This is a genomic window from Micromonospora sp. DT81.3 (genome assembly GCF_049847225.1).
Taxonomy (GTDB): Bacteria; Actinomycetota; Actinomycetes; order Actinomycetales; family Microbacteriaceae; genus Microbacterium.
The window spans coordinates 377,267-395,622 of sequence record NZ_JBNCNY010000004.1; the positions used below are offsets into that span (position 1 = coordinate 377,267).

Genomic DNA, 18,356 nt, shown 5'->3' on the forward strand with positions numbered 1-18,356 from the left:
CCGCTCCGCCTTACTACTGTAGAGCGCATGGTCTGTCCGGAGCCCTCGCCCACTCTCGCTCCCCCCTCAGGCATCCTCCGTCCGGAGCTCGATGACCTCGGGGTCCGTCTGCATGACGGTGGCGGCACGCTGCGTGTCTGGTCCGAGAACGCCGACGCGATCGAGCTCGAGATCTTCGACGACACCGACCTCGACTGGATCACCGATTCCATCCCGCTCGAGCCGGCCGGCGATGGCCTCTGGAGCGTGTCGACGTCGCTTCTGCGCCCCGGCACCCGCTATGCGATCAGGGTCTCCGGCAGTCAGGCGCCCGGCAACACCTTCAACCCCCGCACGCTGCTGATCGAGCCATACGCCCGCGGGCTTGTGCAGAGCAGCTACGACGCCTGGCGCTCGGTGGTCGTCGACGGGTGCTTCGACTGGGGCGGGGTGCAGAAGCCCCGCGTCCCTCTCGATCGCACGATCATCTACGAAGGGCACGTCAAGGGGCTGAGCAAGCGCCACCCCCGCGTGCCGCCCGCGCTGCACGGGACGTACGCGGGGCTCGCGCATCCCGCCATGATCGAGCACTTCCACTCGATCGGCGTGACCACGATCGAGCTGCTTCCGGTGCACGCGTTCCAGACCGAGCCGCGCCTGCTCCAGCACGGGCTGGCGAACTACTGGGGCTACAACACTCTCAACTTCTTCACCCCGCACACCCCGTACGCGACCGATCACAACCGTCGCGAAGGACCCGAGGCGGTCCTGCGGGAGTTCAAGGGCATGGTGCGGCTGCTGCACGAGGCGGGGCTCGAAGTGGTGCTTGACGTGGTCTACAACCACACAGCGGAGGAGGGCATCGGCGGCCCCCGCTCGAGCCTTCGCGGCATCGACAACCGGTCGTACTACCGGCAGCACGACGACGGCGCGTACATCGATGTCACCGGATGCGGCAACAGCCTCGACACGTCCAACGACGCCACGGCGCGGCTCGTGCTGGACTCCCTCCGGTACTGGGCGAACGACGTGCAGGTGGACGGTTTCCGGCTGGATCTCGCGGCCACTCTCGGCCGGGACACGGCGCACACCTTCACCCCCGAGCATCCTCTCCTTCGGGCCATCAAGGACGACCCGGCGCTCGCCGACGCGAAGCTCATCGCCGAGCCATGGGACGTAGGGATGGGCGGATGGCAGACGGGCAACTTCGGCGACGGCTGGCACGAGTGGAACGACCGCTACCGCGATCGCGTGCGCAACTTCTGGCTGAGCGACGTCGACTACGCACGCAGGGCGTCGGCCGCTCCCGTCGGGATCGGCGGGTTCGCGACGCGGCTCGCAGGCTCGGCCAACACGTTCAGCGTCGAACGGGGTCCCCTCGCCAGCGTGAACTTCGTCACCGCCCACGACGGCTTCACCCTGCGGGACCTCGTCTCGTACGACGTCAAGCACAACCTGGGCAACGGCGAGCAGAACAGGGACGGCGCCGACACCAACCGGTCGTTCAATCACGGCGCCGAGGGGCCGACGGAGGACGCCGGCATCCTGGCGACCCGACGCAAGGCGATGCGCAACCTGCTCGGCACACTCCTGCTCTCGGCCGGTATCCCGATGCTCACGGCCGGCGACGAGATGGGCCGCACGCAGAGGGGCAACAACAACGCCTACTGCCACGACTCGCCCCTCACCTGGCTGGCATGGGACACCGACCCATGGCAGGACGACCTGCGGGCCCACGTCGCGACCCTCACGCGTCTTCGTCACGAGAATCCGGCCCTACGCCCGATGCGCTTCGCGCGGCTCGGTGAGCGGACGCCGAGCGCATCGGTGATGGGGTGGTACGACGAGCACGGCGAGACGATGTCGATCGACCGCTGGACCGACCCCGGGCACCGCACGCTGCAGTACGTGGCGACCTCGACCCCCGAGACCGAGGCGCTCAACCGCATCCTCCTGATCGTGCACGGCAACGAGTCGCCCATCGACGTGCGGCTGCCCTCCATCGCCGGGGTGACGCGCTACGTCTCGCTCTGGTCGAGCGAGGACGAGCGGCCGGCACAGGACACGCCGCAGTTCGCGCCGGGCGATGTCGTGAGCCTCCGGGGAACCGCGATGCACCTGTTCCGCGCGGAATAGCCTGCGGGCGGCTCGGCGTCAAGCCGTGTCGCGAGCCTGTCGAAGGAGTGCGGGCCACGATAGGTTCGGGATGTGGCATCACCGAATCGTTCAAGGTCCGTCTCCACCACCTGGCGCAGCGGGGCCGCCATCCCGCTCCGGCCGGCAACAGACGCCCAGGGCTCCCGGGATACGGCGATAGGGCGCATCCCGCTTCGCCATCCGCGTCCTTCCGTGCCGGGCGGCGAGTTCCGGCCCAAGGCCTTCGCCGGCGAGGTCGTGCCGTTCTTCGTCACCGCGTTCCGCGAGGGTCACGATCTCATCGGCGTCCACCTCCGGCTCTTCTCCCCCTCGGGCGACGAATCCCTGCACCGCATGGTTCCGCTGGGCGACGGCTTCGACCGCTGGAGCGCTCTGGTGTCGCTCCTCGAACAGGGTGTGTGGTCGTTCCGGTTCGAGGGCTTCGCGGATGACTACGCCACCTGGGAGCACGCCGCCGAGCTGAAGATCCCTGCGGGCGTCGATGTGCCGCTCATGCGCGAGACCGGCGCGCTGCTGTTCGACCGCGCGGTCAAGGAGAAGGGGCGCCCCGTCGCCGAGCGCCGCGCGCTCGAGGGCGCCGCCGCCGCACTGCGCGATCCCCTCGTCGGCGACGAGGTCGCCCTCGGAATCGTTCAGGATCCCGCGATCGCCGCCTTCTTCGCCGACCGGCCGCTGATGTCGCTCGTCACCGTCGGGGCCACCAACGAACTGCTGGTCGAGCGCGAACGCGCAGGCGTCGGGGCCTGGTACGAGTTCTTCCCGCGCTCGGAAGGCGCCAAGCGACTCAAGGACGGCACCATCAAGAGCGGCACGTTCCGCACCGCGGCGAAGCGCATGCCGGATGTCGCGGCCATGGGTTTCGACGTGCTGTACCTGCCACCCATCCACCCGATCGGCCGCAAGAACCGCAAGGGACCCAACAACACCCTCGATGCCGGGGAGCGCGATCCTGGATCGCCGTGGGCGATCGGCTCGACCGAGGGCGGCCACGACACCGTGCACCCGGATCTCGGGACGCTCTCCGACTTCCGCGCGTTCGTGCGCGCCGCGCGATCGGCAGGGCTCGAGGTCGCGCTCGACCTGGCTCTGCAGGCGGCGCCGGACCATCCGTGGGTCACCGAGCACCCCGAGTGGTTCACCACTCTTCCGGACGGATCCATCGCCTTCGCGGAGAATCCGCCGAAGAAGTACCAGGACATCTACCCCATCAACTTCGACAACGATCCGGAGGGCATCCGCGCCGAGGTGCTGCGCATCGTGCGGCACTGGATAGCCCAGGGCGTTCTGATCTTCCGCGTCGACAACCCCCACACCAAGCCGCTGCAGTTCTGGGAGTGGCTGATCCGCACCGTGACGGCGGAGAACCCGGACGTCGTGTTCCTCGCCGAGGCGTTCACCCGCCCGGCTCCCCTCCAGGGCCTCGCGTCCGCGGGATTCCAGCAGAGCTACACATACTTCACCTGGCGCAACACCAAGGAGGAGCTCGAGACCTTCCTCAGCGGACTCGCGACCGAGACGGCCGACTTCCTGCGGCCGAACCTCTTCGTGAACACCCCCGACATCCTCACGGAGTACCTGCAGTACGGGGGTCGTCCCGCCTACAAGATCCGCGCGGCCATCGCCGCGACGGGCGCTCCGACTTACGGTGTCTATGCCGGCTACGAGCACTTCGAGAACGTCGCGCGCCCCGGTTCGGAAGAGAACATCGACAACGAGAAGTACGAGTACAAGCTGCGGGACTGGCCGGGGACCGAGGAACGCGGCGACTCGCTCGCCCCGTATCTGCGCCGCCTGAACGAGATCCGCCGGGCGCATCCGGCGCTCCTGCAGCTGCGCAACCTGCGCGTGCACTGGAGCGATGACGACGCGATCCTCGTGTATTCGAAGCACCTCGACGCCGCTCTCTCGCCCACCGGTGCGGCGGACACGGTCCTCGTGGTGGCGAACGTCGACCCGCACTCGGTGCGGCAGACGATGGTTCACCTCGACACCCGCCTCTGGGGCGTCGCGCCCGGCGAGCCCTTCGACGTCGAGGATCTCATCACCGGCGCCACCTGGACGTGGTCCGACCACAACTTCGTGCGGCTCGACGCCTTCAACGAACCCGTCCACATCCTGACCGTGAAGGGCCGATGATGACCTCGCTCGATGCATCTCTCCTCGAGGCCGTCGCCTCCGGGTCGTACCATGATCCCCATAGCGTGCTCGGCGCCCATCTCGACGGCACCCGCACGGTCATCCGCGCACAGCGCCCGCTCGCGACCGCGGTGCGCGCCGTCCTCATCGATGGCACCGACGTGCCCCTCGCGCACGAGGGGTCCGGCATCTGGGAGGGCTCCTACGTCGGACCCGTGACGGCCTACCGGGTGATCGCCTCCTACGAGGGCGGCCCGGACTGGGAGGCCGATGACCCCTACCGCCACAGCCCCACCATAGGCGAGCTCGATCTGCACCTCATCCGCGAAGGCCGGCACGAGGAGCTGTGGCGGGTGCTCGGCGCCCACGTGCGGGAGCACGGCGGCACGCAGGGCACGTCGTTCACCGTCTGGGCGCCGAACGCCCGTGCGGTGCGTGTGCTCGGCGACTTCAACGGCTGGTACGGCAACAACCACGCCATGCGGTCGATGGGCGGCACGGGCGTATGGGAGCTGTTCGTGCCCGGCGTCGCCGCCGGCGCCGCCTACAAGTTCGAGCTGCTCTCGCGGCACGGCGGGTGGGTGACCAAGGCCGACCCGATGGCACGCTTCGCCGAGGTGCCGCCGGCCACGGCATCCGTGGTCACGGAGTCGGCCTACGCGTGGGCCGACGGCGGATGGATGTCTCGCCGCGCGAAGTCGACCCCCGTCTCGGAGCCGATGTCGGTCTACGAGGTGCATCTCGCGTCCTGGCGACCCGGCCTGTCGTACCGTGACGCCGCCGATCAGCTCATCGACTACGTCGCCGGCCAGGGGTTCACGCATATCGAGTTCCTCCCGCTCGCGGAGCACCCGTTCGGCGGATCATGGGGCTACCAGGTGACGGGGTACTTCGCCCCCACGAGCCGCTTCGGCCAACCCGACGACCTTCGCTACCTGATCGACCGCCTGCACCAGGCGGGCATCGGCGTGATCATGGACTGGGTTCCGGGGCACTTCCCGAAGGACTCGTTCGCGCTCGCGCGGTTCGACGGCGATCCGCTGTACGAGCATCCGGATCCCCGGCGAGGCGAGCATCGCGACTGGGGAACGTACATCTTCGACTACGGCCGCAACGAGGTGCGCAACTTCCTCGTCGCCAACGCGCTCTACTGGTTCGAGGAGTTCCACGTCGACGGCCTGCGCGTCGACGCCGTCGCATCGATGCTCTACCTCGACTACTCCCGCGAAGAGGGCGAGTGGGTGCCGAACATCCACGGCGGCCGGGAGAACCTCGAGGCCATCCACTTCCTGCAGGAGGTCAACGCCACCGCGTACAAGCGCTACCCCGGCATCGTGATGATCGCCGAGGAGTCCACGAGCTTCCCGGGGGTGACCGCCCCGACCAGCCGCGGCGGCCTGGGCTTCGGCTTCAAGTGGAACATGGGCTGGATGAACGACACGCTGCAGTACTTCGCACGCGACCCCATGTACCGCTCGCACCACGAGGGCGAGCTGTCGTTCTCCTTCGTCTACGCGTTCAGCGAGAACTTCGTGCTGCCGATCAGCCATGACGAGGTCGTGCACGGAAAGGGCAGCCTCTTCTCGCGCATGCCCGGTGACCACTGGCAGAAGCTCGCCAACCTGCGTGCGTTCCTGGCGTACCAGTGGGGGCACCCGGGCAAGCAGCTGCTCTTCATGGGCCAGGAGTTCGGTCAGCTCTCCGAGTGGGCCGAGGGCCGCGGGCTGGACTGGTGGATCCTCGACCAGCCGTCGCACGCGCAGCTGCACGGCTTCGTCGGCGTTCTCAACCGCACCTACAAGGAGCACTCCGCCCTGTGGGCGCGCGACAGCGATGGCGCCGCCTTCTCGCGCATCGGCGGCCCGGTGTGGAATCCGAACGTCGTCGCCTTCACCCGTCGCGACTGGCACGGCAACACCGTTGCGGTGATCGGCAACTTCTCCGGCGTGCCAGTGCACGGGTTCGAACTCGACCTGCCCGAGGCGGGCGTGTGGCACGAGGTGCTGAACAGCGACGCCCAGGAGTACGGCGGCTCGGGCGTCGGCAACATGGGCGTCGTCTACGCGCACGAGCGCGAGAAGGATTCGCCGCGCGCGTCGCTCGTGCTCCCGCCGCTCGGCGTGCTGTGGCTGCGCCACGACCCGGAGGCGCACATCCCGAGCCCCACTCAGGGCTGAGGCGGGTTAGAAGAGCAACGACGCCAGGCTGCGGCGTGCCGCGAGCACGCGAGGATCGGCGTCTCCGACCAGCGCGAACAGCTCGAGCAGTCGATCCTTGACGGGACCCCTGGCATCGGTCGGCAGGTCCGCGAAAAGGTCGAGCAGGCGCACGAAGGCATCCTCGACGTGCCCGCCGGCGATGTCCAGATCGGCGACCGCGAATTGGGCGTCCATGTCGCGGGGGTCGGCGGCCGCGGCCGCGCGCGCCGACTGGGGGTCCAGCGCCTGCACGCGAGCGAGCAGGCGCACCTGCCCGAGTCCTGCACGGGCATCCTCGTCGCGCGGGTTCTCGGCGAGGGCGCGCTCGTAGGCCGAGACGGCCCGCGCGTAGTCGCCGGCCTCGATGGCGTCGTACGCTTCGGCGTGCAGCGGCGGCAGCGCCGGCTCCACGTCGTCGGTCTCGGCCGTCGCCGGGTCGGAGCCGTCGACGGCCACCGTTCCGGTCACACCGTTCTGGGCAGCGACCTGCAGCAGCTGGGCGAAGACCTCGCGCACCTGCTGCTCGGGCACCGCGCCCGTGAACAACGGCACGGGCTGGCCGCCCACGAGGGCGACGACCATCGGGATCGATTGGGCGCGGAATCCCTGCGCGAGCTGCGGGTTGGCATCGACATCCACCTTGGCGAGCACGAGGCGCCCGCCCAGCTCGAGGACGACCTTCTCGAGGATCGGGCTGAGCTGCTTGCACGGCCCGCACCATTCGGCCCACAGGTCGACCACGACCGGAACGGTGCGCGAGAGCTCCAGCACCTGACCGAACGTGGCGTCGGTGACATCCAGGACGAGAGAGGGGACGGATGCCGCAGGGGCGCCGCCCGCGGACGCGGGAGCGCCCGGAGCGGGTGCCTCCGGCCGATTGCGGAGTGCTGACAGGTCGACCGCGCCGCGCATCACGGCGCCGGGGGCATTGCTCAAGGGATCACCTTCGCATCGAGGATGTTGGAACCGTAGCCGAGCAGCTTGATCTTCTCATTCGAACCCTGCCCGGGAACATAGAAGAACAGCTGATCGCCGAACGTCGTGGAGAAACCGGTGGAGGACTGATCCACTCCGGTGAGGGTCTTCACCGTCGGGTTGTCCGTCAGCTTGATGACGGCATCCGGTGTGGTCGGCTTGACGGTGTCGGTCTCGTTCACCGTGATGGCGACGATGGCACCGCTCTCGAGCGTCGCCAGGGCGACGGGCTCGAACGTGCCGGGGGTGGATTCGAAGGTCAGGCTGCCCGTCGAGGCGGCCGTCTGGTTGAACGCGTCGAGGCGGCGCTGGCGATCGGTCGCCACGGTGACGCGGAACTGGTCGGTCGTCGCATCGAACATGTCGTAGTACTCGCTGTCCTCGCCCTTGTTCAGCACGTCGGCGTACGCGACCGCGAGGTCCTCCGGCGGCATCGCCACGAAGGACGAGTCGGCCGGGACCCGGGGGGCGCCGATGGCCGCCGGAGCGAGCGGGGGCAGCTCGACGGACGCCTCCATGCTCGCCGCGTAGGTCAGCTTGTACGGCGACCAGGCGTCCTCCTGCGTGAGGAGCATGATCATCGGCGGGACGGTCTCGTCCTGGTCATCGGCGACGACAGACATGAAGGTGCGCGGCCAATCGTCGAAGGCCTGCGGAAGCAGGATCTCGAGCGGCTTGTCGGGGATCGGCGTGGGAGGTGTGTGGTCGGCGATCGCGGCACGCAGCTTGTAGTTCGTGGCACGCTCGGCGAGGGCCGCCCCATCGAGGCGATCGGCGGCGAGCGCCGGGTCCATCGCCTCGTCGGCGGCCGCGACGGACTCCGAGATGCGCGAGAGGATGCGCTCCGCCTGGGCCTGCGTGACGGCCGGCGCCTGCTGACCCTCCTGCACGAGAACAGTCGCGGATTCACTGGGGGTGGGCGAGGAGGACATCTGCGGCCAGGAGTCCGGCGAGCACCCGGTGAACAGCAGCGCGGATACGGCGACCATCGGCATGATCGCGTAGGCGCGGCGACCGCGGGCCAGCGCCTTGCGGGGGCGGCCGGCGCTGATGACGCCCTTGTCGGACCCCTCCACCGCGATGTCGATGGGCTGGGTCTCGGCGAGCGGAGGAAGGCCCTTGCGTCGCGGTCCGCGCGAACGACGCGCGTGACGGATGCCGAGCACGTAGAGCAGCACACCGAGGAACATCAGGATGCCGCCGACAGCGATGAGCGGACCGGCCCACGGTGTGGAGGTGTCCAGCGGCCACGACACCGTCACGTCGCTCGGCGCGGGCTCGATGCCGTCGGAGGCGATGAGCACGCTCATCTCGGACGGCAGCTGCAGAGGCGTGATGAGCGCGTCCTCCTGCTCGAACTCGTCGAGCCAGAGGTCTGAGCCCGCCGGCGTGCGCGCGGGTCCCGCCTCGGCCGCGTCGCCTTCCGGTGGGGCCGCGGCGGCGTCGCCCTCCGCGGGGGCCTGGGCACCGGCTTCGCCCTCGGCAGCCTCTTCGCCGGGCTCAGCTTCGACGGCGTCGATCGCCTCGGAGACGATCTCGTCTCCGTCCAGGGTGACCTCGTTGTGGTCGGTGTCGGCGAGCCACGCCTGCAGGTCGTTCGTGCGGCCGTAGGCGGCGAAGATCGTCCCCTCGCCGCGGACCATCAGGGTCTGGGCGCCGGGAAGCCTGTTGAGCACCTCCCCGTCGATGAGGGTGTACGGAAGGTCCTCGGTCACGGAGATGGACGCCTGTTCCGTCTTGGGTCCGAGGAAGACGGTTCGCTGGGCGATGCCGGCTCCGATCAGCACCGCGGCGAGGAAGAACGCCGCGATGGCCCACACAAAACGCACGAAGTAACTCCCTTTTCGACCCGACCGGAGAGCCCGGGGGTCCGCACACTCGACGTTTCAGACTAGCGAAGGCGACCTGAAAGTTACCCAGGAGCGCGCCCACCGCCGTCCGTGCCGATTCCCGCCGTAGTCTGACGAGACAACTGGATGCCTCGCCACGGCAAGCAAGGAGCCCCTATGAAGGTGCACAATCCGTTTCGCGTCGCGTTCGTCGCGACGCTCGGCGTCGGGCTCGGCATCGTGCTTCTCAACAGCATCGGAACGCTGTCCACCATCCTGCTGTACGTCGGCACCGCACTCTTCCTGGGGCTCGGGCTCGACCCGGCCGTGAACTGGCTCGAGCGCCGAGGGCTCCCCCGCTGGGCCGCCGTGCTCATCACGATCCTCGCCGTCCTGGCGATCTTTGCGGGGATCGTCCTGCTGCTGATCCCGATCATCTCCCAGCAGATCGGTCAGCTCGTGAAGGCGATCACCGAGCTCGTCGAGAGCGGCACCAGCATCGACGATGTCAAGGGATGGGTCGCCGGAGTCTTCCCCAACCTTGACGTGGAGTTCATCTTCACATCCATCGAGGACTGGCTCAACGGCCTCGACTATGCATCGATCGGCGAGAGCGTCATCACGCTCGGCGCATCCATCCTGGCGGGGGTAACCGGCGCGTTCATCATCCTCATCCTGACCATCTACTTCACGGCCTCCACGCCGTCGCTCAAGGCGGCGATCTACCAGCTGGTCCCCGCCTCCAAGCGCGCTCGGTTCATCGATCTCTCGGAGCAGATCACCGATTCCGTCGGCTACTACGTCATGGGCCAGGTCAGCATGGGCGTGCTCAACGGCGTGCTCAGTGCCATCTTCCTCACGATCATCGGCGCTCCCTTTCCGGCCGTCCTGGCGGTCGTCGCCTTCTTCTTCTCCCTCATCCCTCTCGTCGGAACGCTGACCGGATCGACGATCATCGTGCTGACCTGCCTGATCCCGGGCCTCGGCTCGCCGACGACGGCGCTCATCGCCGCGATCTACTACCTGATCTACATGCAGATCGAGGCATACATCATCTCGCCGCGAATCATGAACCGTGCGGTGTCGGTGCCCGGCGCGGTGGTGGTGATCGCGGCGCTGGCCGGCGGGTCGCTGCTCGGCCTGCTCGGCGCGCTGATCGCCATTCCGGTGGCCGCGAGCGTGCTGATCATCTACCGCCAGGTGGTCATCCCGCGGATGAACGAGCTCTGACGCACGCTCCACCGCCCGGCTCGAGCGGGGTTCAGGGGCTCGGCCACTCCTCGGGAAGCGGCAGCGCTGACGGATTCACGACGCCGACGATCTCGGTGAGAACCCGGCGGGTCTGGGACTCGCCCACCCACAGGTGCTTGCCGCCCTCCACGGCGATCAGCGTGGCGTCGGGCACGGACGCGAAGCGCTCGGTGGCGGCATCCGGCCTGAGGTAGTCGTCGAACTCGGGAACCAGCACGACGACGCGGCGGTGGTCCCCCGCCCACGCCGCGACCTCTTCGGGTGTGGCCCGGTGCAACGGGGGCGAGAGCAGGATGACGCCTCGTACGTCGTGGTCACGGCCGTACTTGAGCGCGAGCTCCGTGCCGAACGACCATCCGACCAGCCACGGCTCCGGCAGTGCGCGGTCGCGAACGAGGTCCATCGCGGCCGCGACGTCGAAGGCCTCCGCGCGGCCGCCGTCGAACTCGCCGTCGCTCGTGCCACGAGGGGACGCCGTTCCGCGGGTGTTGAACCGCAGCACCGCGAGGTCGGCCAGCGCCGGGAGGCGGGCCGCGGCTTTGCGGAGGATGTGGGAGTCCATGAATCCCCCCGCGGTGGGCAGCGGGTGCAGGGTCACCAGGGTCGCGACCGGCTCGCGATCGACCGGCAGCGACAGCTCACCGACGAGCGTCAGCCCATCGAGGGTCTGCAGTTCGATGTCTTCTCGCCGTGCGGGCAGCTCGACGGGTCCGCGGATCTCCATGAACTCAGCACCTTTCATCAGCGGCCGATCTTCCAGCAGTGCGTATGCCAGTGCCTTCGCGCGGCCAGATCGGCCTCGGCGCCGAGCACCCCGTCGGCGCGCCATGCGACGAGATGCGCGAGGCCGATATCGATGGATCGTCCGCAGCCGGGGCACACGTAGGATTTCACGGCCTGAGCACCTGAGACGGGCTGCACCGTCCACTCGACGCCTCGGCGGTACTCCGTGCGCTTCCAGCCGGCGAGCAGGTGCTCGAACGAGTCGTCGTCGCCGGACGGGTCCGGACGCCGGCGGTGGGACCGCGGCACGGGGTCAGTACCAGCCGGTGGACTGCGAGTGGCCCCAGGCGCCGCACGGCGTTCCGTACCGGCCGCCGATGTAACCCAGTCCCCACGAAATCTGGGTCGCCGGGTTGGTCTCCCAATCGGCGCCGGCGGAGGCCATCTTGTTGCCAGGGAGGGACTGCGGGATGCCATAGGCACCGCTGCCGGCGTTGTACGCGTTGACGCGCCAGCCGGACTCGCGGTTCCACAGGGCGACGAGGCAGCCGAACTCGGCGTCGCTCCAGCCCCGTGCCAGCACCATCTCGTACGCGATCGCCTGGGCGCTGCCCGGATCGGGGGTGACGAAGGGCGGGGACCAGCGCGCCCCCGACGTGCTGCCCGTGGACGTGGCCACGGGAGTCGGAGGGGGCGTCGGCTTGGGCGTCACGTACACCGTGTAGTTCCCTCGGTCGAGCGTCGCCGGCTCCGCTTCGGGGGCGGTCTCGACCTCGTACGACTGTGCGTCGATCACGGCGGTCGAGTACAGGGACAACGGGGCGACGGCCGGGACGGCCTCAGCGAGCGCGGCACCGGTCGGACCGACGTACGCCCCGATGAAACCCACGACGGAAAGGGCTGCGAAGACGCCCAGGACGCCGCGTCGGCGGCTCCACCTCGCCCGGGCCGGAGCCGCCGAACGACGAGTGCGCTGCCCCGCTCCGCGTGCCGTCGATGTGCGCGCCACCCCGCGGGATGACGCCGGAACCATCTCTCCACCCGAAGTCACAATGGCCCGAGTTTATCGATGCGGGCACCGATGTGCCATCCGAGCGCGATGATCGCCATCCGATACCACGCTCGCCGGCTGGGGCGGGGTCAGCGGACGGCGAGCATGACGTCGACGACGGCGTCGAGCAGGGCATCCACCTGCTCTTCCCGATACCCGGCGCGCTGCATGCGGAATGCCACCGCCCGCACCTGATCGACCGTCACCGGGTCGCCGCTCTCGAAGTAGCGCGCCAGCTTGTCGGAGATGAGGTCGACCTCGTCGATGCGGTAGCCGAAGGTCAGCCAGCTCGTCCGCGCGAAGCGGCGGCCCCTGGGTCGCGCGAGGTGCTCGAGGATCTCCTGCGCGTGATCCCGCGCCCGCTCGACCCAGGTCTCGGCGCCTGCCGTGGTCACCTCGCGCTCCCGCTCCACGGCCGCGAACGCGTCCTCGACACGTCCGAGCGCGCCGTCGACCGCGGCGATCGAGTAGCCGCCGCGCACGAGCGGGAACGCCACCTGTCGCACGGCGGCCGCGTCGATCAGCTCCCCCTCGGAGCCGGTCTTCTCGAACGACGCGCGGGCGCGCGCGAGGAACTCGTCGACCGCGCGGCGGTCATAGCCCCGCTGCCGGCGGGGCGCGTCGGGGAACGGCGCGGGCGACAGCTGAGCGGGGGTGTCTTCGGAGGTCGTCATCAGGCCGCCAATGGAGAGAGGAGGTAGTAGAGCGCCAGGGCGGCCGTGGCGCTGGGAAGGATGGAGTCGAGCCGATCGAGCACACCGCCGTGACCGGGCAGCCACGAGCTCATGTCCTTGATGCCGAGGTCTCGCTTGATCATCGACTCGCCCAGGTCGCCCGCAGTGGCGGTGCCGAGGATGAGGGCGCCGATGATCAGGCCCGTCCACCACGGAAGACCCAGCATGAAGAGGGCGAGCAGCACACCCGCGACGAGGGCCGCGAGAGCCGCGCCCGCGAAGCCCTCCCACGTCTTCTTCGGGCTGATCCTGGGGGCCATCGGATGCTTGCCGAAGGCAAGGCCGGACGCGTACGCGCCCGTGTCGGAGGCGACGACGACGATGATGAACGCCAGCACCCACCACTCGCCGCCGTCCTGTCGCAGGAGCACGACGCCGAGGCTCGCGAGGAACGGGACGTACAGCTGGATCAGCCCGCCGACGAGCACGTCGCTGAGCACGTCTCCGTAGGTGCGACCGTCCTTCGCGATCATCTGGGCAAGCATCCGCCAGACGAGCACGATCGCCACGGCGGCGAAGAGAAGTACCCAATGCAGCCACAGATCGATGAAGAAGGCGGAGACGACGAGGATGGAGCCGACGACGAGCTGCGGCCCGAGGTCGACCCGGCGTCCACTGGCCTGAAGGGCGCGGCCCAGTTCGAACGTGACCAGCACGCTGGCGGCCAGCGCGAAGATCACGAAGAGCCACTTGAAGAAGATCAGCGAGAGCACGAGCACCGCACCGAGCCCCAGTGCGATGACGATCGCGACGATGAGGTTGCGGCCCGTGCGCTCCTTGATGCGCTCGTTCGCCTCGTCGAACTGGTCGCGGGCGTGCGCCACCTGATGCTCGAACTCGCTGCGCGCTGCGCGCAGCTGCATCTGGATCGCCTCCGGAGTGGGCGGCTGGGACGCTCGCGACTTCGACGCCTGGCGACGCGTCAGCGGGGCTGCTGAGGCGGGCGGAGTCGTCGAGGCGGGCGGGGTCGTTGAAGCGGGTGGGGTCGTTGAAACGGGCGGAGTGTCGGAAGTCGGCGGGTTCCCGTCGGGCACGTCGCTCATGAGGTGAGCCTCAGACTTCGAGGAGCTCGGTCTCTTTGCGCTTGAGCGCCTCATCGATCGCGTCGACGCGGGCACGCGTCACGGCGTCGAGTTCCTTCTCCCCGCGGGCGATGTCGTCCTCACCCAGGTCGGACTTGAGAGCGTCGAGGTCGTCCTTCGCCTTGCGGCGGATGCCGCGGACGTGGACCTTGGCGTCCTCGCCCTTCGAGCGAACGATCTTCACGAACTCCTTGCGGCGCTCCTCGGTGAGCTCGGGAAGCGTGACGCGAACGATGTTGCCGTCGTTCGTCGGGTTCGCGCCCAGGTTCGGGGTGTCGCGGATCGCCTGCTCGATGGCCTTCAGAGCCGATTTGTCGTAGGGCGTCACGACGATCGTGCGCGCCTCGATGTTGTTGAGCGACGCGAGCTGGGCCAGCGGCGTCGGCGTGCCGTAGTAGTCCACCAGGATCTTCTGGAAGAGCTGCGGGTTCGCACGGCCGGTGCGCACGCTCGAGAAGTCCTCTTTGGCGGCCTCGACGGCCCTGTCCATACGCGCTGCGGCATCCGCCAAGACGTCCGTGATCACGGTCACTCCATTCGGTAAAGCTTGGGATCCAGTGTAGCCGGGGCGGGTCCCCCGGCACGGGGATCACGCGGTGACGCGCGTGCCGATCTCATCGCCGAGAAGCGCCCGTGTGACGTTGCCCGCCGGCTCCATGCCGAACACGCGCATGTCCATGCGGTTGTCCATGCACAGGCTGAACGCGGTGGAGTCCACGACCTTGAGCCCCCGCTGAAGCGCATCCTGGTACGTGATGCGGTCGATCCTCGTCGCTGTCGGATCGACGCGCGGGTCGGCGGTGTAGACCCCGTCCACACCGTTCTTGGCGACGAGCACCTCGGATGCGCCGATCTCCAGCGCCCGCTGTGCGGCCACCGTATCGGTGGAGAAGTACGGGAGACCCGCACCGGCACCGAAGATGACGACGCGACCCTTCTCCATGTGCCGCTCCGCGCGACGAGGGATGTAGGGCTCCGCCACCTGGGTCATCGCGATGGCCGACTGCACGCGGGTGGCGGCGCCGGCCTGCTCGAGGAAGTCCTGCAGGGCGAGGGCGTTCATGACGGTGCCCAGCATGCCCATGTAGTCGGCACGCCCGCGGTCCATACCGCGTTGGCTGAGCTCCGCGCCCCGGAAGAAGTTGCCGCCGCCGACGACGACCGCGATCTCCACGCGGTCGACGGCCGCGGCGATCTCCTGCGCCATCTGGCTCACGACGTCCGGGTTGACTCCCAACTGGCCGGCTCCGAACGCCTCTCCTGAAAGTTTGAGCAGAACGCGTCGGCGTCCGGTCGTCTCATCGATCACGTGTCATCCAATCGTCGGCGGTTCAAAACTACTGTGCTCGGGCCGGGCAGAGAAAAAGGACCCGCATCGCGGAATGCGATGCGGGTCCTTGCAGGGTGTTACGCGCCGACCTTGAAGCGCGCGAAGTCCGTGATCGTGATCCCGGCATTCTTCGCGACCTGGGCGACGGAGAGCTTGTTGTCCTTCGCGTAGTCCTGGTCGAGCAGGGCGACCTGCTTGAAGAAGGCGTTCACGCGGCCCTCGACGATCTTCGGCAGGGCGGCCTCGGGCTTGCCCTCGTTGCGCGAGATCTCGGTGACGATGTCTCGCTCCTTCTCGACCTCGGCCGCGGGGACGTCCTCGCGGGAGAGGTAGGTGGGGTTGGCGAACGAGATGTGCTGCGCGATGCTTCGCGCCGTCTCGGCGTCGGTCCCGGAGTAGGCGACGACCACGCCGATCTGCGGGGGCAGGTCCTTGCTCGTCTTGTGCAGGTAGATCTCGAACGCGTCGCCGGTCAGCGTGCGGACGCGGCGCAGCTCGACCTTCTCGCCGATGATGGCGGCCTCGTCGGAGATCAGCGTCTCGACGGTGCCGGCGCCGGCAGGGGCGGCGAGGGCGGCCTCGGCCGAGTCGGCGGAGACGGCGGCCGCGGCATCCGCGATCTTGTCGGCCAGCGCGATGAAGCGGTCGTTCTTCGCGACGAAGTCGGTCTCGCAGGCGAGCTCGACCAGGGTGACCTTGCCGTCCTGCTCACGCGCGACGACCAGGCCCTCGCTCGTGGAACGGTCGGCGCGCTTGGCGTTGCCCTTCGCGCCCTTCAGGCGCAGGATCTCGACGGCCTTCTCGACGTCGCCGTCGGCCTCTTCGAGAGCCTTCTTGGTGTCGACCATGCCGGTGCCGAGCTGCTCGCGCAGGGCCTTGATGTCGGCGATCGTGAAGTTTGCCATGTGTGGCGGCTCCTTGCTGGTGGTGAGTTCTCGTGGATGCCGCGGCGGGCCGGTCGTGCGGCCCGCCGCGGCGGAGATTACGGGGCTGTCCGCTGGATCAGCGGTCGGACTCGGACGCGCCGGCGGCGTCCGTCGGAACGACATCGGCCACGGCGGCCTCTTCGGCATCCGCGGTCGCGTCGGCGTCACCCGTGGCCGCGGCGGCCTCGACGGCGGCGACATCCTCGGCGGACAGGCCCGCGGCGGCGGCGATGGACGCGTCGTGCGCCTCGGCGCCGGCGGCATCCGCGTCGGTCGCGGCGGCTGCCAGGGAGACGTCCTGCGCACCCTCCACGGTCGGCTGCTCGAGCAGCTCGCGCTCCCAGTCGGCGAGGGGCTCGGCGCCAGCCGACTCATCGGTCGGCTGGTGGCGCTGGATGAGGCCCTCGGCGGCGGCGTCGGCGATGATGCGCGTGAGCAGCCCCACCGAGCGGATCGCGTCGTCGTTGCCGGGGATCGGGTACTGGAACTCGTCCGGGTCGGCGTTCGTGTCGAGGATGCCGATCACGGGGATGCCGAGCTTCTGCGCCTCGCTGACGGCCAGGTGCTCGCGCTTGGCGTCGACGATCCAGAGCGCCGAAGGCGTCTTGGTGAGGTTGCGGATGCCGCCCAGCGACTTGTGCAGCTTGTCGAGCTCGCGCTTCTTGAGCAGGAGCTCCTTCTTGGTGAAGCCGCTCTCGGACGGGTTCTCGTAGTCGAGCTCCTCGAGCTCCTTCATGCGCGCGAGGCGCTTGGAGACCGTCTGGAAGTTGGTGAGGAGGCCACCGAGCCAGCGCTGGTTGACGTAGGGCTGGCCGACGCGCGTCGCCTGCTCGGCGAGGACTTCCTGCGCCTGCTTCTTGGTGCCGACGAAGAGGACGGTGCCGCCGTGGGCGACGGTCTCCTTGACGAACTCGTACGCCTTGTCGATGTACGACAGCGACTGCTGCAGGTCGATGATGTGAATGCCGCTGCGCTCGGTGAGGATGAAGCGCTTGACCTTCGGGTTCCACCGGCGGGTCTGGTGTCCGAAGTGGACGCCGCTGTCGAGCAGCTGGCGAATCGTGACGACGGCCATGGCCGTTCTCCTGTTCTGGCGCGCGTGCGCGCCGCTTTCGGTTTGTTTCCGCCGGACCGTTCGGCCGGCGAGCCTGGTACCCGGCTCGCACCCGCACGCCCGCTCACGCGGGAGAGACCATAGGGTGTGATGCCGCGCTTCCCTGAGATGAACCTGGGGACCTGCGCTGTGGGCACGCGTAGTCACCCCGACGAGCGGGGTGCGACATCCAGTGTACCAGGCGGCACGTTCCGAGCAGGCTCCTGCACAGGTCGCCTGCCACGCGTACCCGTCCACAGGTTGAGGCAAGCGCTGCGGCCGCACGGCGACGCCCCGCACGATGAGCGGATGCCGCGCATCGTACGGAGCCTCGCCGGGCTCGCTGTCGCGGCGGTGCTCCTGGGGATGGGGCCGCCCGCGCCGGGGACCACCGCGGCCGCGGCGGCGGTCTCGGGTGCGGAGCCGGTGTGGAGCACAGGGGCGGGGTTCCGTGTGGCGAGCGGCACGGCCTGGGTCTGGCCGGTCGAGGGGTCGTTCCGGGTTGTGGAGCGCTTCGTCGCACCCGCACACGACTACGCGCCGGGGCATCGCGGGATCGACCTCGAGCCGCGGGAGACCCTGCATGTCCGGGCACCGGCGGCGGGGACCATCGCGTTCTCCGGGCAGGTCGCCGGCCGGCGTCTCCTGACGATCGACCACGGCGATGGACTGGTCACCACGCTCGAGCCCGTCGACGGCCGGCTCGAGGCGGGAGCCGCGGTGTCGCCCGCAGAGGTCGTCGGCAGCCTCTCGCTCGGCGGTCATGCGGCGGCCGGCACCGTGCACTTCGGCGTGCGACTCGACGGTCGCTACATCAACCCGATGCTGCTCTTGGGTGGCGTGCCCCGCGCGGTGCTCGTGCCCTGCTGCGAACCACTCCACTGACGTGTTC

Annotated in this window: 15 protein-coding genes and 1 pseudogene; 5 read left to right on the top strand and 11 right to left on the bottom strand. The window is 69.1% G+C overall.

Features of this window, described 5'->3' with window-relative positions; translation table 11 throughout:
- Window positions 1-27: 27 nt before the first annotated feature.
- The 3 genes from glgX to glgB all read left to right on the top strand — a co-directional run bounded on the left by glgX (window position 28) and on the right by glgB (window position 6,449).
- The gene (gene glgX, locus ACPW96_RS12040; protein WP_425883335.1) at window positions 28-2,115 is read left to right on the top strand and encodes a glycogen debranching protein GlgX; all 2,088 of its coding nucleotides are present in this window, start codon (window positions 28-30) and stop codon (window positions 2,113-2,115) included.
- A gap of 186 nt (window positions 2,116-2,301) precedes the next feature.
- Entirely contained in the window at window positions 2,302-4,272 is a 1,971-nt protein-coding gene (locus ACPW96_RS12045; RefSeq protein WP_425883397.1) for an alpha-1,4-glucan--maltose-1-phosphate maltosyltransferase, read from the top strand.
- Window positions 4,272-6,449 carry a 1,4-alpha-glucan branching protein GlgB gene (gene glgB / locus ACPW96_RS12050; RefSeq protein ID WP_425883337.1) on the top strand — a complete coding sequence of 726 codons (2,178 nt, stop codon included), beginning with the start codon at window positions 4,272-4,274 and terminating at the stop codon, window positions 6,447-6,449. The genes ACPW96_RS12045 and glgB overlap by 1 nt, the downstream gene beginning before the upstream one ends.
- A gap of 6 nt (window positions 6,450-6,455) precedes the next feature.
- On the opposite strand, the gene ACPW96_RS12055 is transcribed toward glgB, so the two are convergent.
- The gene (locus ACPW96_RS12055) at window positions 6,456-7,406 is read right to left on the bottom strand and encodes a tetratricopeptide repeat protein (RefSeq protein ID WP_425883339.1); all 951 of its coding nucleotides are present in this window, start codon (window positions 7,404-7,406) and stop codon (window positions 6,456-6,458) included.
- Window positions 7,403-9,274 carry a glycosyl transferase gene (locus ACPW96_RS12060; RefSeq protein ID WP_425820427.1) on the bottom strand — a complete coding sequence of 624 codons (1,872 nt, stop codon included), beginning with the start codon at window positions 9,272-9,274 and terminating at the stop codon, window positions 7,403-7,405. Before ACPW96_RS12060 ends, ACPW96_RS12055 begins: the two co-directional genes overlap by 4 nt.
- A 177-nt stretch (window positions 9,275-9,451) precedes the next feature.
- Here ACPW96_RS12060 and ACPW96_RS12065 point away from each other — a divergent pair, with 177 nt between their 5' ends.
- Window positions 9,452-10,504 carry an AI-2E family transporter gene (locus tag ACPW96_RS12065; protein WP_425883341.1) on the top strand — a complete coding sequence of 351 codons (1,053 nt, stop codon included), beginning with the start codon at window positions 9,452-9,454 and terminating at the stop codon, window positions 10,502-10,504.
- Window positions 10,505-10,538: 34 nt separating this feature from the next.
- Here the strand turns inward: ACPW96_RS12065 and ACPW96_RS12070 are convergent.
- The 9 genes and pseudogenes from ACPW96_RS12070 to rpsB form a co-directional block, all read right to left on the bottom strand.
- A pseudogene (locus ACPW96_RS12070) lies at window positions 10,539-11,267 on the bottom strand (alpha/beta hydrolase); the annotation flags it as partial.
- Window positions 11,267-11,557 carry a hypothetical protein gene (locus ACPW96_RS12075; RefSeq protein WP_425820424.1) on the bottom strand — a complete coding sequence of 97 codons (291 nt, stop codon included), beginning with the start codon at window positions 11,555-11,557 and terminating at the stop codon, window positions 11,267-11,269. The gene ACPW96_RS12075 and the pseudogene ACPW96_RS12070, both read right to left, overlap by 1 nt.
- Window positions 11,558-11,561: 4 nt before the next feature.
- Window positions 11,562-12,137 carry a hypothetical protein gene (locus tag ACPW96_RS12080; protein WP_425883343.1) on the bottom strand — a complete coding sequence of 192 codons (576 nt, stop codon included), beginning with the start codon at window positions 12,135-12,137 and terminating at the stop codon, window positions 11,562-11,564.
- Between the two features lie 251 nt (window positions 12,138-12,388).
- Entirely contained in the window at window positions 12,389-12,973 is a 585-nt protein-coding gene (locus ACPW96_RS12085; protein WP_425883345.1) for a DivIVA domain-containing protein, read from the bottom strand.
- Window positions 12,973-13,896, bottom strand: a complete 924-nt coding sequence (locus tag ACPW96_RS12090) for a phosphatidate cytidylyltransferase (RefSeq protein WP_425883346.1) — start codon at window positions 13,894-13,896, stop codon at window positions 12,973-12,975. The genes ACPW96_RS12085 and ACPW96_RS12090 overlap by 1 nt, the downstream gene beginning before the upstream one ends.
- 190 nt (window positions 13,897-14,086) lie before the next feature.
- Window positions 14,087-14,641, bottom strand: a complete 555-nt coding sequence (gene frr / locus ACPW96_RS12095) for a ribosome recycling factor (protein ID WP_425820421.1) — start codon at window positions 14,639-14,641, stop codon at window positions 14,087-14,089.
- A 63-nt stretch (window positions 14,642-14,704) separates the two neighbouring features.
- Window positions 14,705-15,424: a UMP kinase gene (gene pyrH / locus ACPW96_RS12100; RefSeq protein ID WP_425820420.1), complete on the bottom strand. Its 720-nt coding sequence runs from the start codon at window positions 15,422-15,424 to the stop codon at window positions 14,705-14,707.
- Window positions 15,425-15,522: 98 nt separating this feature from the next.
- Entirely contained in the window at window positions 15,523-16,350 is an 828-nt protein-coding gene (tsf, locus tag ACPW96_RS12105) for a translation elongation factor Ts (protein WP_425883348.1), read from the bottom strand.
- A gap of 97 nt (window positions 16,351-16,447) precedes the next feature.
- Window positions 16,448-17,446: a 30S ribosomal protein S2 gene (gene rpsB / locus ACPW96_RS12110; RefSeq protein ID WP_425883350.1), complete on the bottom strand. Its 999-nt coding sequence runs from the start codon at window positions 17,444-17,446 to the stop codon at window positions 16,448-16,450.
- Window positions 17,447-17,773: 327 nt separating this feature from the next.
- Between rpsB and ACPW96_RS12115 the strand changes: the two genes are divergently transcribed.
- Window positions 17,774-18,349 (top strand): murein hydrolase activator EnvC family protein, encoded by a 576-nt coding sequence (locus ACPW96_RS12115; RefSeq protein ID WP_425820417.1) that lies wholly within the window; start codon window positions 17,774-17,776, stop codon window positions 18,347-18,349.
- The last annotated feature ends 7 nt before the right edge of the window (window positions 18,350-18,356 follow it).

Excerpts from the sequence above, each read along its gene's own strand:
- ACPW96_RS12090 (WP_425883346.1), bottom strand. The coding sequence starts at position 13,896 with ATGCAGCTGCGCGCAGCGCGCAGCGAGTTCGAGCATCAGGTGGCGCAC.
- rpsB (WP_425883350.1), bottom strand. The coding sequence starts at position 17,446 with ATGGCCGTCGTCACGATTCGCCAGCTGCTCGACAGCGGCGTCCACTTC.
- glgX (WP_425883335.1), top strand. The coding sequence starts at position 28 with ATGGTCTGTCCGGAGCCCTCGCCCACTCTCGCTCCCCCCTCAGGCATC.
- ACPW96_RS12085 (WP_425883345.1), bottom strand. The coding sequence starts at position 12,973 with ATGACGACCTCCGAAGACACCCCCGCTCAGCTGTCGCCCGCGCCGTTC.
- ACPW96_RS12065 (WP_425883341.1), top strand. The coding sequence starts at position 9,452 with ATGAAGGTGCACAATCCGTTTCGCGTCGCGTTCGTCGCGACGCTCGGC.
- glgB (WP_425883337.1), top strand. The coding sequence starts at position 4,272 with ATGACCTCGCTCGATGCATCTCTCCTCGAGGCCGTCGCCTCCGGGTCG.
- tsf (WP_425883348.1), bottom strand. The coding sequence starts at position 16,350 with ATGGCAAACTTCACGATCGCCGACATCAAGGCCCTGCGCGAGCAGCTC.
- ACPW96_RS12115 (WP_425820417.1), top strand. The coding sequence starts at position 17,774 with ATGCCGCGCATCGTACGGAGCCTCGCCGGGCTCGCTGTCGCGGCGGTG.